We start from the raw sequence: 15,387 nt of genomic DNA on the forward strand, positions 1-15,387 counted from the left end.
CCGGCGGAACGCGGCCTGCCCGCCGGTCACAGCAGTCTCGTCTCCGCCTCGGGGAGCTTGGCCCACCAGTAGTGGTAGCGGCCGTACACCGCCGGATCGCGGTCCGCGAGCAGCGCGGTCAGGGACCGGGCCTCGGCGGACAGTTGATCCCAGGTGGCGGCCGGCAGGGAGTGGAAGGCGGTGGCCTCTACACCCCCGTCCACCTGGCGCCAGACGCCGGCGACATAGCCGTCGACCAGCAGGGTGGGCAGTACGTCGCCGTTGCGCCGGATCACCAGTGGGCGGTAGGCCGGGGGGATCACCCGGCCTCGGTCGGCGTACGCCAGCAGGACGCTGTCCCACATCGCCATGAGCCGGGCCGGGGCGGGGGTGTCGGCGGGGGGCCTGGGGGCGCCGGGGATGTCGAACAGCGGTGTGCCGTCCGGTCCCTGGAGCTGTTCGAGGGCACTGCCGAGAGTGCGCAGCGCCTCCCGGACTGCCGTCCGCTTCACCAGGGCGAACTGCGCGATGTCGGCCACCGACGCGGGGCCGAACCCCGCCAGGTAGCGCACGATGAGGCTCGGCAGGGACTGCGGCGCTGCTCCCGGCTCCGTACCCGGAGCCTTCGGACCGGAGGCGACGAAGGACGGCCGGGGGCCGAACGACCACGGTCCACCCGTGGGGGCGTGATGCAGTGGCGCGTATCCCTTCAGCCCCCACCATGTGCTGTCCGCAGCCCGCCCGGCATCCGGGGGCCCTTCACCAGCCGAACGTTCGGCGAGCCATGCCTTCACTTCGGCTGCGGTACGCGGTCGGCTGGTGAAGGCCAGCAGCTCCGGCAGTAGCGCGTCGGCGTCCGCGGGGGTCAGACCCCCGGCCGTGAAACGCGAGCCGAGCCGGGCCGCGTACAGAGTGGGCTGCATCGCCGTGCGGAATACCTGATAGTCGTCGTGGTGCACGGCGTGCAGGGTGATCCGCATCAGGGTCGCCTTGACCACCGACCGTGCGGCGAAGACCGAGTCCAGCTCGGCCGGGTCGAAACCACTGAGCCGGTTCCACAGCGCCACATACGGCGAAGCCGGGTGCTGGGCCTGAAGCGCGACCACGTGGCGCACCCCGTCGGGTGCGCTCAGCGGCGCACGCTCCAGCAGCAGTTGACGGCTCAGAGTCGACCGGTTGAGTTCCCGCGCGGTGATCATCACATCGTGGGATTCTGCCTCACGATGCGATGACGCCGGGAGCTCAGGCGCGCGCGGCACCCATCAGATCCGAGAACTCGGCCGGACCGGCGACAAAGCCGCGGACGACGGTGCGCAGCCGCCATGAGCCGCTGCCGTCGCGGGTGAACTCCGCGATCGTCGCGGCCGTGGCGTCGGGAACGCCGGACAGGTCGTCGGCGGCGAGTTCGACATGGCCGTCGAGGATCCGGACGCCGGTGTTCGGGATGTCACCGAACACCTTCTCGTCGCCGTCCTGCTGGATGACGACACCGATCACGACCCGCGTGTACGCGTCGGCGAGACGGTCGAGCTCCAGGGTCATGACCTCGTCCGGCCCGAAGCCCTGACCGGTCTTGCTGTCCCGGTTGAGGGTGATGGTGCCGTCGGGGGAGCGGCTGCCGAAGTGCACCAGATACGCGGGCGCGCCATGCGGGGCGTCCCCCCGGTAGGTCGCCGCGACGAGGTCCAGGTCGGTCGCCGGTGTGCCGAGGGCACTGGGATCCCACTTGAGCGTCACCTGGACCTTGCCGAGGCCCTTGCTGAGGCTGCTCATTCTGCTTCCCCTTCTTCCCGGATCGTCGCTCGCGTCAACATCCGTTGCACGAACCCATGTTGTCACGCTCGCTGGGAGGAGGTCTCGCCGGAACGTGACCAGCGCCACGTCGCGCGCCGTACGATGGCGCGGTGCTGGTCAAGTGGATTCGCTGCACCGTGGTGGACCGTCGGGGGTTCGAGCGGGGGCAGCGAAAGTGGGCGGGGCTGCCGGGTGAGCCGGGATTCCGGGGACAAGGCGGAGGGTGGAGCCGTAGGCGGCCGGATGTCGCCCATGTCTTCGCGTTCTGGGAGACGCGTGCGTTCTACGACTCGTTCATGGCGCGCTCGCATGATCGGCTCGCGGCGGCGCAGTCCGGGACGTTCAGAGACGCCCAGGTCAAGATCTTCGACCATCGCTTCGATGTGAAGACAGGCTTCGAGCCCCGTTTCACGGAAGCCGATGTGGTGCGCGTCGCCCACTGCCGGGTGCACGAGCACCGGGTCGAGCACTTCTCGCTGATGCAGGAGAAGGTGTGGAACCCGGCGATGGCGGGATCGCCGGGGATGGTACGGGGCCTCTTCGGTGAGGCGCCGGGCAACGAGTTCCTGGTGCTGTCCATGTGGCAGTCGGCGGCCGAGCACGGCAAGTACCGGGTGGAGAGGGTGGAGCGGCTCTCCCTGCGCGCGCAGACGGAGGCCGATATAGCGGCACTCGCGGGCGACGTCGTGGACCTCGAGGCTGCCTGGACGGTCTGAGCGGAGTGGTGCCCGCGGGCGCCCGCAGGAGCGGGCAGCCGCGCGCATGGCGGCGGGGCCGTGCACGCCGATCTAGTGTTTGTCGTATGGCACGACCGCGGCGCATCGTTCTGGTCCGACACGGCGAGTCGGAGGGGAACGCCGACGACTCGGTGTACGAGCGCGAGCCCGACCATGCCCTGCGGCTCACCGAGCGCGGATGGCGCCAGGCGGAGGAGACGGGGGTGCGGCTGCGTGAGATCTTCGGCCTGGACCGGATCAGCGTGTACGTCTCGCCGTACCGCAGGACCCATCAGACCTACAAGGCGTTCCATCTCGATCCGAGGCTCGTACGGGTCAGAGAGGAGCCCAGGCTGCGCGAGCAGGACTGGGGAAACTGGCAGGACCGGGACGATGTGCGGCTGCAGAAGACCTACCGCGACGCTTACGGGCACTTCTTCTACCGCCTGCCGCAGGGGGAGTCCGGTGCCGATGTGTACGACCGGGTGGGAGCGTTCCTGGAGAGCCTCTACCGCAGCTTCGAGGCACCGGATCATCCGCCCAACGTGCTGATCGTCACCCATGGGCTGACCATGCGGCTGTTCTGTATGCGGTGGTTTCACTGGACGGTCGCGGAATTCGAGTCGCTGTCCAACCCGGAGAACGGTGAGACGCGGATGCTCCTGCTCGGTGACGACGGGCGGTACACACTGGACAGGCCGTTCGAGCGCTGGTGCGTTCCCGAGTCGTATGCGGACCACCCGATAGAGTGGCCGTGCGATGACCGCTGACCTCCCCCCTGACAACTCCTTCGATTCCGCCGAGACGTCCACGCCCGCTGACTCCGGTGCCGCCCAATCCGGCGATGTCGCCGCTACCAGTGGTAACTCCGCCGCTATCACCCGTGACGGTGATCAACGCTTCGCCCGCGCCTTGGCCAGTCTGCGCGGGCTGGCCGTCGGAGACGCCCTGGGCTCCCAGTTCTTCGTCCCCGCCAACTATCCGCTGCTGAAACGGCGCGAACTGCCGGACGGGCGGTGGCAGTGGACTGACGACACCGAGATGGCCTGCTCCGTGCTGGCGGTGCTGGTCTCGCACCAGCGTGTCGACCAGGACGCGCTCGCGCGTTCGTTCGCCGAGCACCATGACTTCGACCGCGGCTACGGGCCAGCGGTCAACCGGATGCTCCGGCTCGTCCGTGAGGGCGGTGACTGGCGTGAACTCGCCTCGTCGCTGTTCAACGGCCAGGGTTCGTGGGGCAATGGCTCGGCGATGCGGATCGCACCCCTCGGCGCGTGGTACGCCGACGACCCCGAGCAGGCCACGCACCAGGCGGAGATCTCGTCGTATACGACACACCAGCACCGTGAGGCCGTCGTCGGCAGCATGGCCGTCGCGGCGGCTGCCGCCCTGGTCGCCTCCTCTTCCGGGCCGCCCACCCCCGGTGATCTGCTCGACGGCGTGGTGGCCCTTGTGCCGCGCAGTGCGGTCGGCGCCGGGCTGCGCCGAGCGCGGGACATGCTCGACTACGGCGACGCGGCGACGGTCGCCGCCGTCCTCGGCAGCGGACGCCGTACGAGCGCGCATGACACGGTGCCGTTCGCACTGTGGTCGGCCGCCCGGGCACTCGGCGACTACGAGCAGGCGTTCTGGACCACCGCCCAGGTGGGCGGGGACGTGGACACGACCTGCGCGATCGCGGGCGGTGTCGTCGCAGCGGCCGCGTCCGGAGCCCCACCTGCCCACTGGCTGGAACGCACCGAGAAACTGCCGGCCTGGCTCCCGGTGGGCATGGCCTGACGGATCCCGGACACGGCCTGGGCCGGGACGTGGCGGCGCCAGGTGTGTCACGGTCTTGCCACAGCGTGCCCATGCCTGTCACCCACGGCTGACGTCATGGCTTGACGGAGGACTACTCTTCGGCCACGCCCCGGCTGATCATGAGAGTCGGGCATCCATGACGTACCGGGACCGTCGCACCGTCGGCACGGTGCGAGAGGTGCCGGTCGGAGGGGGGACCCGTGTCCGACATACCGTCCAGACCGCCTGGAGCCGAGCCGGCGCCGGATGACCGCGAGGGTGGAAAGACGCCACGCGGGGACGGCACACCTGCCGCGCCGAGTGAGGTCGGCACCGGGGCGCAGTCGGCTGCCGCTGAGCCGTCCACCGCCGAACCGCCCACAGCCGGACCGTCCGCCGCCGATCCGTCCGCAACCGGTCCGTACGGCGCCGAGCCGGGCGATTCCCAAGCCGCGCGGCAGAGCTCGGCCCCGGTGGGCACACCGCCGTCGGGCGAGGGGACGGTGGGACCGCAGAGCCCCACGACTCCGGCAGGCCGGGCGCGTGCAACGGGTCCGGCGGACACCACCGGAAAGGGGGCTGTTCCCGTCGGACCACCCGGCCCTCGGCCTCCGGCCGGTGCGGGGCACGTCCCGGCAGCCACCTGGCCTCCCGCCGGGCGGCCCTGGCCGCCCCCGGTACGCCGTCCCGAGCCGCTGCTCGCCCGCATCCGTCCAGCCCCGCCCGCTCCCATACGCGCGGCCACCCTGTGGTGCGTCCTTGCCACCGCGCTGCTGAGCGCGCTGCTGCTGGGGGACGGCGTCGGGGTGAACCTGCTGATCGTGGCCGTACCGGCCGCGCTCGCCGCGTACTTCGCCGCACAGTCCACCGGCCGTCGGCCTCGACCGTGGACCATGGTCTGGATCATCGGAGTGCTCGTGCTCCTGGCCGTTCCGGCGCTGTCGGACGCCGGGTGGCCCTCCCTCCTCGCGGTCGTGTCGGCGATCGCGGCCGGTTCGATCGCTCTGCACGGCGGGCGAAGCTGGCCGGGCGTACTGCTCGCTCCTGCCGGTCTGTTCGACTCGCTGGTCGGCGGTACGGCATGGGCCTGGCGCGGGATGCGCGAGCGGTACGGCTCGCGTGGCCGCTCCGGGCCCGTGGTCCGCACCATCGCCGTGGCGGTGGGCCTCCTCATCGTGTTCGGTGCGCTGTTCGCCGGGGCGGACGCGGCCTTCGCGGATCTGCTCGGAGAGCTGATCCCCGATGTCTCGCTGGTCGACGGCCCCTGGCGGTTCTTCCTCTTTCTCGTGGGCCTGCTCACTGCCCTCGCGATGGCGCGCACTGCGGCTGCCCCTCTCGGCTGGGACCGGATGACCGTACGGGGCGGAAAACCCCGGGGCCGATTCGAGTGGGCGGTTCCGCTCATGGTGCTCAACCTGCTGTTCGCGGCCTTCATCGCGGTTCAGCTCGCCGTGCTCTTCGGCGGCTACGACAAGGTACTGAGTGAGACCGGACTGACCTATGCCGAGTATGCGCGCCAAGGCTTCTGGCAACTGCTCTGGGCCACCGTGCTCGTTCTCGTCGTCATCGGTCTCGCACTGCGCTGGGCCCCGAGGAGCGGCCCCCGCGACCACGCCCTGGTACGTGGTGTGCTGGGCGCGCTGTGCCTGCTCACGCTGGTGGTGGTGGCTTCGGCGCTGCGCAGGATGGACCTCTACGTCGACGCGTACGGGCTGACCCGGCTGAGGGTCTCCGTGGCCGCGATGGAGCTGTGGCTCGGGCTGGTGATCATTCTGATCATCGGCGCGGAACTCCTCGGTCGCCGCTGGCTGCCGAGGGCGGTCGTGGGCAGCGCCGTGGCCGCGGTGCTCGCGTTCGGGCTCGCCGCGCCCGACGCGCTGATCGCCGAGCGCGGTGTGCAGCGCCACAAGGAGACCGGAAAGATCGACATCGTCTATCTGGGGGGCCTCTCGGCGGACGCCGTACCGGCCCTGGACCGGTTGCCCGAGCCCCTGCGGTCCTGTGCGCTCGCGCCGATCGCCCGCGACCTGGAGCGCACGGACGACCCCTGGTACGCGACAAGCTGGAGCCAGGTGCGGGCCCGATCGATCCTCAGCGAACGCCCGGTCGATTTCAGAACCTCCAGCTGTCCGGACGACGTTCGCCCGAAGCCGGCCGAAGACGAACGCGACCCGTACGCCGACGAATACGACGAGCACGACGGCGAGTACGACCCCGGCACCGGAATGGACTGACGGCGTTCACCCGGACCGCCCTGACACCCGCGCCACCCTGACCGCCCGTACCCGCTCGGACCACCCGCATCGCCTCAACCGACGGTGTCCCGCGGTTGGTTCACGCTCCGGCGCCGCCCTGCCTGCGTGGACACGCGGTCGAAACCAGGCAGCGCTCCCTGATCCGCACTTCGCGAGTGCGATGATGGGGGCGCTGCCGAGCGCTTTCGCGACTGATCGCCGGTGGGGCCGCAGAGTCCGCCGGCCGACTCCCGCTTTCCGTCATTCGCAAAGCGGACAATGGATTCGGGTGATGAGACGCGCCACGGCAAGGTCTCAGGGAGGCTTCGTCGGTGAGGTGATCTCGGCGTGTCCGAGGTGTCACTCAGGTGTGTGCGGACGTGAATGGCGAGTCTTGGCGTGGCCGTGGGTGCCCCGTAGGCAGGCAGCCGGGGTGTCGCGGCCAGTCGGAGCGGCGTACCCTGACTGGCGCCATGCCGTACGAACCACCCACTCATTCCGTCGAGCGATCGCTCCGGGCCACCACCGGTGCCAAGATCATCGCAGGAGTCGACGAGGTCGGGCGCGGGGCTTGGGCCGGGCCGGTCACGGTCTGCGCCGCCATCACGGGGCTGCGAAGGCCTCCCGCCGGTCTCACCGACTCCAAGCTGATCAGCCCCAAGCGTCGTACGGAGCTCGCTGGGCAACTGGAGCAGTGGGTCACCTCGCACGCCCTCGGGCACGCCACCCCGCAGGAGATCGACGAACTCGGTATGACCGCGGCGCTCCGGCTCGCCGCCGTGCGTGCGCTGGACGGGCTGCCGGTGCGCCCCGACGCGGTCATCCTCGACGGCAAGCACGACTACCTCGGGCTGCCCTGGCGCGTCCGTACCGTCATCAAAGGCGACCAGTCCTGTGTGGCGGTCGCTGCCGCCTCGGTGATCGCCAAGGTGCGCAGGGACGCGATGATGGCCGAGCTCGGGCTGGATCCGGTGTGCGAAGGCTTCGGTTTCGCCGACAACGCGGGCTACCCCTCTCCCGTCCACAAGGCGGCGCTGGAGGAACGCGGTCCCACGCGGTACCACCGGCTGTCCTGGGCGTTTCTCGACGGGTTGCCGCAGTGGCGGCATCTGAAGAAGTTCCGTGTCCCGGCCGGGACGGCGGCTGTCCTGGAGAGTGAGGGCCAACTCGGCTTCGACTTCTGACCAGACCGGTCGGCGACGCTGTGCGGTGTGGCCGACCCCCGGATCGCACTCATGTGCCCACCCGCCGATGCCAGGCGCATCGGCGTTTGATAGATATCAACTCATGCCTCTCATCCCCGAGGAGCCTCAGATTCACGAGAGCGCCCAGGGTCCCCGCGTGACACCGGCCACCGGCCGCACCGCGTCGACCCCCCGTCCCGTACCCGGTCCGCGTAACGCGGCATCCCCCCGTCCCGGGCGTCCGGGCCCCGGCCCGGCAAGGCCCGCACCGTCCGTACCGCGTACGCACGGCTCCGCGAGCCAGGCCGCCCCGGTGGCTTCGCCGCAGGCGGAGAATCGTTCCGTGCCGCAGATCCAGCTGATCCCCGCTCCGGCGGCGGGTGCACTCGATGCCGCGGGCGAGGCGGTCGACCTGCTGCTCGACTCCGGTCGCGCGCCGGCGGACATCCTCGTGCTCACCACCGGCGAGCAGCACCCCTGGGCGGCGCATGAGCTGTCTTTCGGGGAGAGCGCCTACTGGGCCCAGCACGACGCCCGTGACGACGTCTTCTACGCGGACGCCGCCTCGGCACACCGTGCGAGTGCCCGGCCGGTGGTCGTGGTCGCCATGAACGGCGGCACCGACGAGGAGGCCGCCCGTGCCCTGCCCGTCGCCATGGACCGTGCGGGAGCGCTGCTGATCGTCTGTGGTGATCCGCAACGCGTCAACGCCGTTCTCGGCGCGGGCGTCTGAGCCCGCGTCGCCGGGAGCACGGCGGCGCGAGCACGTCCGGCCGGCCGTGCCAGTCACGGCCGGTCGCTACGACGTGTGCCGCACCGCGTGCGAGAACAGCGGAACCCCAGGAACGAGCTTCCTGGTAGCGCGGTCCGTGTCGGCGGTCGGTGGCCGCGAACTCAGCGGGCAGCGGTGCGGCGGAGTATCTCGGCCGCCCCGCTCGCGGCACGCAGGGGGAGCGCCCCCGGCTTGGTCGTGCCACCGAACGCATCCGGTGGGGACTCGGAGCTGGGTCGACGACCGCCGCGTCCTTCCCCGAGCACCTGCCATCCGCCGCGCGTCAGCGTGATGTACGCGCCGCAGCGCAGCCCGTGCAGTGTGCAGGCGTCACGCAGACCCCACATCCAGGCTCCGTCCTCCTCCGTCCACCGCTCGTCGCCGTCACGGCAGTAGAGCAGCACGGCGGTACGGGCCGGAGCACGCCGACGCAGATCGTGCGGTATCACCCGGCGCAGATGTGCGAGGAGCGCGTTGCGGAAGTCCCAGCCGTCGGCGGGCACCGAACGCCGGGCGAACGAGGCACTGGCTGTGAGTCTCTCCTCATGGTCGAGCACGGCCACGATCGCCGTGGCCGGTGTGGGCAGGTGACGGGTGTGGAGGCCGCTGACCACCTCACGGGGGTTGCGCAGCAGGGGTATACCGGCTGCTGCCCACTCGGCGGGCTCCAGCATCCGGGCCAGACGGCTGGGTGAGTCGGCCGCACCGTTGATCGGGGCGGCTGGGGACGAGGCGAATCCGAAGGTCACGTTCCTCCCTTCGCATACGCGCGCACAGAGCGGGCAGGGGTTGGTGGGACGCGCCACGACACAACCCATCCGGACCACGAACGGGCCGCGCGGGGACGGTTCCAATTCTTCCTGGCCTACGGTCGAGCGGCAACGAGCAATTGGGCCCGCTGACTGGAATGCGCGGGTATGACGCTCATATCCTTTGCTTGCCCAGGCCAGGCTCCCTCATGCGGATATGGCGAGGACCAGTGGATACACACCTCCGGCTCCCGCTTGGCGCAGCGAACGCGCGGCGACGGCGAGGGTCCACCCGCTGTCCGAGAGATCGTCGACAAGCAGCACCGGCCCCCCACCCGCCGAGGCGAGCGCTCCGGCCAGTGACTGAGGCACGATCAGCGCGTCGTGCAACCCCCTGACCCGCTGCGCGCTGTTGGTGCGTGAGACTGACTTCCCCTCGGATCCGGCGGCGTATTCGACCGTCCCGAGCAGGGGCATCCGGCCGACCTCAGCGATCCGGGCTCCGAGAGAACCGACGAGCACGGGCTTGCCGCGGGAGGCGATCGTGACCACGCCCACCGGACGCGGCGGGGCGTCATGAACACCCGACGCCCAACCCCCGGGCCCCTTGGCCCAGTCCGCGAGCACCGACACCACCGCGTTCAGCACATCGTCCGGCACCGGACCGTCCGGAGCCTGGGTGGCGAGCAGCGGCCGGAGCCGGTTACCCCAACCGATGTCCGACAGACGACCCAGAGCCCGTCCGGTGAAGGACTGCTCGCCGACCGGGATGCGTCCCTTCAGCTCCACCCCCACGGCCGCCAGACCCGTCGGCCACATGCGGCGCGGCTCCAACTCCACACCTGGGCGGCCCAACTCCCCACGCGCCGCCTGCAGCGCCGCGTCGGACACGCCTGCGTCGAAGCGGGCACCCGCGCAGTTGTCACAGCGTCCGCACGGTGCCGCCTGCTCGTCGTCGAGCTGTCGGCGGAGGAACTCCATCCGGCAGCCCACCCCTGACACGTAGTCCCGCATCGCCTGTTGCTCGGCCTCCCGTTGCCGGGATACCCAGGCGTACCGCTCGGTGTCGTACTCCCACGGCTGTCCCGTCGAGGTCCAGCCGCCCTTCACGCGGTGCACCGCGCCATCCACGTCGAGGACCTTGAGCATGGTCTCCAGACGGGTGCGCCGCAGCTCCACCATGGGCTCCAGCGCGGGCAGCGACAGCGGTCGGCCCGCCTGCGCCAGCACGTCCAGGGCCCGGCGGACGAGCTCTTCGGGTGGGAAGGCCACGGAGGCGAAGTACTGCCAGATCGCTTCGTCCTCCTTGCCCGGCAGGAGCAGCACCTCCGCGTGCTCCACGCCTCGCCCCGCCCGGCCCACCTGCTGGTAGTAGGCGATGGGGGAGGAGGGTGAACCGAGATGCACCACGAACCCCAGGTCGGGTTTGTCGAAGCCCATGCCCAGCGCGGAGGTGGCGACCAGGGCCTTCACCCGGTTGGCGAGCAGGTCGTCCTCGGCCTGCTGCCGGTCCGCGTTCTCCGTGCGCCCCGTGTAGGACGCCACGGCGTGTCCGCAGTGCCGGAGATAGGCCGTGACCTCCTCGGCCGCCGCGACGGTCAGGGTGTAGATGATTCCTGACCCCGGGAGCTCCCCGAGGTGGTCCGCCAACCACGCCAGGCGGTGGGCGGCATCGGGGAGCTGGAGCACACTCAGGCTGAGGCTCTCCCGGTCCAGCGGCCCGCGCAGCACAAGGGCGTCCGTGCCCGCGCCCGTGCCCAGTTGGTCGGCGACGTCGGCGGTGACCCGGGCGTTGGCCGTCGCGGTGGTGGCGAGGACCGGAACACCCGGCGGCAGGTCGGCGAGCATGGTGCGCAGCCGGCGGTAGTCGGGCCGGAAGTCATGACCCCAGTCGGAAACGCAGTGGGCCTCGTCCACGACGAGCAGTCCGGTGCCGGCCGCGAGTCCCGGGAGGATCTGCTCCCGGAAGTCCACGGAATTGAGCCGCTCTGGACTGACCAGCAGCACGTCGACCGCCCCGGAGGTGATCTCTGCCTGGATCTCCCGCCATTCTTCCTGGTTCGACGAATTGATGGTCCGGGCGGTGATCCCCGCGCGGAACGCTGCCTCCACCTGGTTGCGCATGAGTGCGAGCAGCGGCGAGATGATCACTGTCGGGCCGGCGCCACGCTCGCGCAGCAGCGAAGTCGCGACGAAGTACACGGCGGACTTGCCCCAGCCGGTGCGCTGCACCACGAGCGCCCTGCGTTTGTCGGCGACGAGTGCCTCGATCGCCCGCCACTGGTCCTCACGGAGCCTCGCGGCACCGGAGGCGTCCCCGACGAGACGGGCTAGGACGGCGTCCGCCGAGGTCCTCAGATCTGCGCGGTCTGCGTTGGTCATGGACCCATGCAACCCGATGGCACCGACATCGCGCGAACGAGCCGCCGCCCCTGTGGATAACGTTATCCACAGGGCTGGCGGCGAGAGCTTGATCACGGGACCGTTCAAGGCATGCGAGAAACCAACGAACACAACCAGCCCCCCGCGTCCGATGGCGCTCGGGGCCCTGCCGACGAACATCCCGTCACCTTGCGGGGGCCAGCGGAGCTTGTCGACGCCCTCCCGTATCTGATGGGGTTTCACCCGACGAACTCCGTGGTCATGGTGGCGCTGCACGGCAGCCCGGGACGCTTCGGGGGAAGGCTGAGAGTGGGGATCCCCGCCTCGCGGGACGAGTGGCCGTCGATGGCGGATCAGGTCGCCGAATGCCTGGTCGACGCATGCCGGCAGCGCAAGGCGAAGCCGGACGGCATCATCGTCTTCCTTTGCCGGGACCCTTCGGTCGGACAGACGGGCCGTGAGGTGATGGAGGAGCTCCGGCCGTTCGCGCAGCGGCTGCGGACCGCCTGCGGTTCGCACGACGTGCCGGTGTACGAGGCACTGTGCCTCTCCGACGGCCGCTTCTGGTCCTACTGCTGCCCGGACACCCGATGCTGCCCGGTGGAGGGGACGGTCATGTCTATGCCGGGCACGTCCGTGATGGCTGCGGCAGCCGCCTATGCGGGGATCCAGGTGAGAGGCTCGCTGCGGGATCTGGAGGCACGGCTCACTCCGCTGCGGACATCCGTAGCGGCCGAGCAGGGGCGGGCCCTGGACAGCGCCGCGGCGGCACTGCTGGCCGGAATCGTGCGGCAGGGGTCCAGGGAGCAGGTTCGCGCGGAGACCTTGAGGCTGGCCCGGACGCTGATGGAGCGGCTGGCGGTTCAGGTTCCCGCGCGGAGCTCATGGGCCGAAGCCGACGCACACGACGACAAGCTGATCACGCACGATGAGGCGGCCGCGGTGATCCTCGGGCTCCAGGACCGGGAGACCCGCGACAAGGCCGCTGCCTGGATGGAAGGACCGGAAGCCGACCACGCCCTGCGTCTGTGGCGGGCGCTCTCTCGTCGCTGCGTCGGAGCGTACGGAGAGCATGGCGCGGTACCGCTGGCTCTGGCGGGCTGGGTGGCGTGGTCGACCGGTGACGAACCCGCGGCGAGGGTCGCGCTCGGTCTCTCGCTGCGGGCGGATCCGGAGTATCTCTTCGCCAGGCTGCTTCACCAGGCGTGTAACGACGGACTGGATCCCGAAGAGCTGCGCCGCTGTCTGCGCGAGCACGCTGACTCGGAGGTGGGGGAGACGGGGCGGACAGGTCCCGCGCGCTCAGGGCACACGGTTCGGAAGACCGGGCGGCGGCGGGACGGGCTCGGGAGTCCGGCGACACCGGGCGCTGCTGATGGTGCCCGGCGGCCTTCCTCTTCCGCGCGGGAGGGGACTGGGCGGCGTGACCAGAGAACTCCCTCCGTCCGAAGCCGCCAGAAGGGCCCCGGCGTCGGGCGCGGTGGCGGCTGAGAGCGGATCTCTGCAAGAAGTCCGCTGATCTGGATCACGAAGGGAGTGTTTATCGTCAGGAAGACGACTATGATCGCGGCATGCCACCCTACGACCCGTCGGCCTTCCCGCCGTTTGCCGTCACTGTCGACCTGGTCGTGCTCACCGTACGCCGCCATGCGCTCTGCGCCCTGGTGGTACGCCGCGGAGAGCCGCCGTTCCAGGGGCGCTGGGCGCTGCCCGGAGGGTTCGTACGGGCCGATGAGGATCTCGCTGGTGCAGCCGCCCGGGAACTCGTCGAGGAGACCGGGCTGTGCGTCCACGACCCTGGTTCGCAGGACTCGGGCGGCGGTGCGCACCTTGAGCAACTCGCCACTTACGGGGACCCGAAGCGCGACCCCCGTATGAGGGTGGTGAGCGTGGCCCATCTCGCGCTGTCCCCTGATCTCCCCGCGCCCCGGGCGGGTGGCGACGCGAACAGCGCGCGCTGGGCGCCGGTCGAGACGCTGCTGAACCCGGAGGGCGGCGGCCGCGAGGGCGAGCCCTCCGCCCACCTCGCCTTCGACCATGCCCAGATCCTCGCGGACGGTGTGGAGCGGGCCAGGTCCAAAATCGAGTACTCCTCGCTGGCCACGGCGTTCTGCCCGCCCGAGTTCACGGTGGGTGAGCTGCGGCGCGTGTACGAGGCGGTGTGGGGAGTCGCGCTGGATCCGCGGAACTTCCACCGGAAAGTGACGGGCACGCCAGGCTTCCTGGTCCCTGCCGGGGGGACTACGACCCGTCAGGGCGGACGTCCCGCGCAGTTGTTCCGGGCGGGTGGGGCGACGCTGCTGAACCCGCCCATGCTGAGGCCCGAAGTCTGAACCGGCGCACGGGCGGGCACGATCCCGCCCGCCCCTTCGTCGCGGACGCTCTGGAAGGCCGTACGAGGTCGCGGGCCCTTTTCGGGGTTGCCCGTGGTCCTCGCCCGGGATTGCGGCACAGGTGGGGAGAACTCGGGCGGGACCTGCTGCGGTTGAGGCGCTCGCAGCTCTGTGCTGCCTCCCCTCGCTCCATCGCCGGAGAGGTGCCGTCCGGGCGGCGAGCCTTCCGCAACTCCGATCCGTTTCGCTGGAGTTGTCGCGTTCCCTCGAGGGGAGAGCATGGTCTGGGGTCGCCGTATGCCGGGCAACTGCCCTATGTATGACCGTTTATTCCTGATAAGTCGTCAATTGTGGTGAGGGCGGTGATCACCCTTTCGTGTGCTTTTCACCAAAGACCTCAAGGGCTGCTCGGGGCACGCCGACAAAGGATGCGTGAGTACCCTTGCGCACACCATGATGACCGCCGCCCGCCCCGCCGAGTCCGGCCTCGTCGGCCCGGGCGAACTCGACCGATACCCCTACCCGGAGGCACCGGGTGTCGACCGCCCCGACCGTGTCGGGCCCCCAGCAGCCTGGGACGCTCCGGAAGCCGAGCTGGGCCGTGCGGTCGGGCGCCGCGCGGCGGGCAGCCGGGGCCGTGGGCTCCATGGCCAACTCGTCCAGCAACTCGGCCAGATGATCGTCTCCGGGGATCTCGGCGCCGACCGCCCCCTCGTCCCCGAAGAGATCGGGCAGCGCTTCGAGGTCTCCAGGACCGTCGTCCGGGAGTCGCTCCGCGTTCTGGAGGCCAAGGGCCTCGTCAGTGCCCGCCCCAACGTCGGCACCCGGGTCCGTCCGGTCAGCGACTGGAACCTCCTGGACCCCGACATCATCGAGTGGCGCGCCTTCGGCCCGCAGCGTGATGATCAGCGCCGTGAGCTCACCGAGCTCCGCTGGACGATCGAACCGCTCGCCGCCCGCCTCGCCGCCGGTCACGGCCGAGAGGATGTGCAGCAGCGTCTCGCCGACATGGTCGAGATCATGAACCACGCGCTCACCCAGGGTGACGGAATCACCTTCACCCGTGCCGACGCCGAGTTCCACTCCCTGCTGATCCAGGTCGCGGGCAACCGCATGCTGGAGCACCTGTCGGGCATCGTCTCCGCGGCGCTCCAGGTGTCGGGCGGCCCCGCCGCCGGGTGCGACCGCCCCTCCGAGGCGTCGCTGGCGCATCACGCCCGGATCGTCGACGCGCTTGCCGCGGGCGATGCGAACAGCGCCGAGACGGCCATGCGCCAACTGCTTACCGTCCACCCGGAGGTGGACCGCGTCGTGCCCGCTCCGCGCGAGCACTGACCGCCGATCCGGCAGGGGTGACGGACGCCCCCTCGTGGGGGGGGGGGGGGCCCGCGGGGCGGGGGCGCGCCCGGGGGGGCGCCGCCCGCGGGGGGGGGGGGGGGGGGTGTCGCGCGCCGCCCGCACGGAA

At 70.8% G+C, this 15,387-nt stretch carries 13 protein-coding genes; 9 read left to right on the forward strand and 4 right to left on the reverse strand.

What is annotated here, in order from left to right; all coding sequences use genetic code 11:
* Window positions 1–26: 26 nt before the first annotated feature.
* Window positions 27–1,181: a winged helix DNA-binding domain-containing protein gene (locus ACFWI9_RS21520; RefSeq protein ID WP_387164244.1), complete on the reverse strand. Its 1,155-nt coding sequence runs from the start codon at window positions 1,179–1,181 to the stop codon at window positions 27–29.
* A gap of 40 nt (window positions 1,182–1,221) precedes the next feature.
* Complete coding sequence (locus ACFWI9_RS21525; RefSeq protein WP_387164245.1) at window positions 1,222–1,752, reverse strand: TerD family protein; 531 nt, start codon at window positions 1,750–1,752, stop codon at window positions 1,222–1,224.
* A gap of 131 nt (window positions 1,753–1,883) precedes the next feature.
* Between ACFWI9_RS21525 and ACFWI9_RS21530 the strand changes: the two genes are divergently transcribed.
* The 6 genes from ACFWI9_RS21530 (at window position 1,884) to ACFWI9_RS21555 (ending at window position 8,419) form a co-directional block, all read left to right on the forward strand.
* Complete coding sequence (locus ACFWI9_RS21530) at window positions 1,884–2,489, forward strand: YdbC family protein (protein WP_387164247.1); 606 nt, start codon at window positions 1,884–1,886, stop codon at window positions 2,487–2,489.
* A gap of 86 nt (window positions 2,490–2,575) precedes the next feature.
* The gene (locus ACFWI9_RS21535) at window positions 2,576–3,259 is read left to right on the forward strand and encodes a histidine phosphatase family protein (RefSeq protein ID WP_387164249.1); all 684 of its coding nucleotides are present in this window, start codon (window positions 2,576–2,578) and stop codon (window positions 3,257–3,259) included.
* A complete protein-coding gene (locus ACFWI9_RS21540) occupies window positions 3,249–4,268 on the forward strand; it encodes an ADP-ribosylglycohydrolase family protein (RefSeq protein ID WP_387164251.1) in 1,020 nt (339 codons plus the stop codon). The genes ACFWI9_RS21535 and ACFWI9_RS21540 overlap by 11 nt, the downstream gene beginning before the upstream one ends.
* Window positions 4,269–4,489: 221 nt before the next feature.
* Entirely contained in the window at window positions 4,490–6,502 is a 2,013-nt protein-coding gene (locus ACFWI9_RS21545; RefSeq protein WP_387164253.1) for a DUF4153 domain-containing protein, read from the forward strand.
* Window positions 6,503–6,975: 473 nt separating this feature from the next.
* Complete coding sequence (locus ACFWI9_RS21550; protein WP_387164255.1) at window positions 6,976–7,686, forward strand: ribonuclease HII; 711 nt, start codon at window positions 6,976–6,978, stop codon at window positions 7,684–7,686.
* Window positions 7,687–7,789: 103 nt separating this feature from the next.
* Window positions 7,790–8,419, forward strand: a complete 630-nt coding sequence (locus ACFWI9_RS21555) for a hypothetical protein (protein ID WP_387164256.1) — start codon at window positions 7,790–7,792, stop codon at window positions 8,417–8,419.
* Between the two features lie 161 nt (window positions 8,420–8,580).
* Here ACFWI9_RS21555 and ACFWI9_RS21560 read toward each other — a convergent pair whose 3' ends face one another.
* Both ACFWI9_RS21560 and ACFWI9_RS21565 read right to left on the reverse strand, forming a co-directional pair.
* Complete coding sequence (locus tag ACFWI9_RS21560) at window positions 8,581–9,207, reverse strand: hypothetical protein (protein ID WP_387164258.1); 627 nt, start codon at window positions 9,205–9,207, stop codon at window positions 8,581–8,583.
* A gap of 207 nt (window positions 9,208–9,414) precedes the next feature.
* The gene (locus ACFWI9_RS21565) at window positions 9,415–11,589 is read right to left on the reverse strand and encodes a RecQ family ATP-dependent DNA helicase (protein ID WP_387164259.1); all 2,175 of its coding nucleotides are present in this window, start codon (window positions 11,587–11,589) and stop codon (window positions 9,415–9,417) included.
* A gap of 111 nt (window positions 11,590–11,700) precedes the next feature.
* Between ACFWI9_RS21565 and ACFWI9_RS21570 the strand changes: the two genes are divergently transcribed.
* From ACFWI9_RS21570 to ACFWI9_RS21580, 3 genes are all read left to right on the forward strand, one after another.
* Window positions 11,701–13,080, forward strand: a complete 1,380-nt coding sequence (locus ACFWI9_RS21570) for a DUF4192 domain-containing protein (protein ID WP_387164260.1) — start codon at window positions 11,701–11,703, stop codon at window positions 13,078–13,080.
* A gap of 80 nt (window positions 13,081–13,160) precedes the next feature.
* Complete coding sequence (locus tag ACFWI9_RS21575) at window positions 13,161–13,922, forward strand: NUDIX domain-containing protein (protein ID WP_387164261.1); 762 nt, start codon at window positions 13,161–13,163, stop codon at window positions 13,920–13,922.
* A 432-nt stretch (window positions 13,923–14,354) separates the two neighbouring features.
* A complete protein-coding gene (locus ACFWI9_RS21580; RefSeq protein ID WP_387164262.1) occupies window positions 14,355–15,257 on the forward strand; it encodes a FadR/GntR family transcriptional regulator in 903 nt (300 codons plus the stop codon).
* Window positions 15,258–15,387 lie beyond the last annotated feature (130 nt).

The sequence above is a fragment of the Streptomyces sp. NPDC127084 genome (genome assembly GCF_042724175.1).
In the GTDB taxonomy this organism is placed as follows: domain Bacteria; phylum Actinomycetota; class Actinomycetes; order Streptomycetales; family Streptomycetaceae; genus Streptomyces.

Bases quoted from the DNA above. Each gene is read 5' to 3' on its own strand.
- ACFWI9_RS21575 (WP_387164261.1), top strand. From the start codon at position 13,161: ATGCCACCCTACGACCCGTCGGCCTTCCCGCCGTTTGCCGTCACTGTC.
- ACFWI9_RS21535 (WP_387164249.1), top strand. From the start codon at position 2,576: ATGGCACGACCGCGGCGCATCGTTCTGGTCCGACACGGCGAGTCGGAG.
- ACFWI9_RS21525 (WP_387164245.1), bottom strand. From the start codon at position 1,752: ATGAGCAGCCTCAGCAAGGGCCTCGGCAAGGTCCAGGTGACGCTCAAG.
- ACFWI9_RS21565 (WP_387164259.1), bottom strand. From the start codon at position 11,589: ATGACCAACGCAGACCGCGCAGATCTGAGGACCTCGGCGGACGCCGTC.
- ACFWI9_RS21540 (WP_387164251.1), top strand. From the start codon at position 3,249: ATGACCGCTGACCTCCCCCCTGACAACTCCTTCGATTCCGCCGAGACG.
- ACFWI9_RS21550 (WP_387164255.1), top strand. From the start codon at position 6,976: ATGCCGTACGAACCACCCACTCATTCCGTCGAGCGATCGCTCCGGGCC.
- ACFWI9_RS21570 (WP_387164260.1), top strand. From the start codon at position 11,701: ATGCGAGAAACCAACGAACACAACCAGCCCCCCGCGTCCGATGGCGCT.
- ACFWI9_RS21555 (WP_387164256.1), top strand. From the start codon at position 7,790: ATGCCTCTCATCCCCGAGGAGCCTCAGATTCACGAGAGCGCCCAGGGT.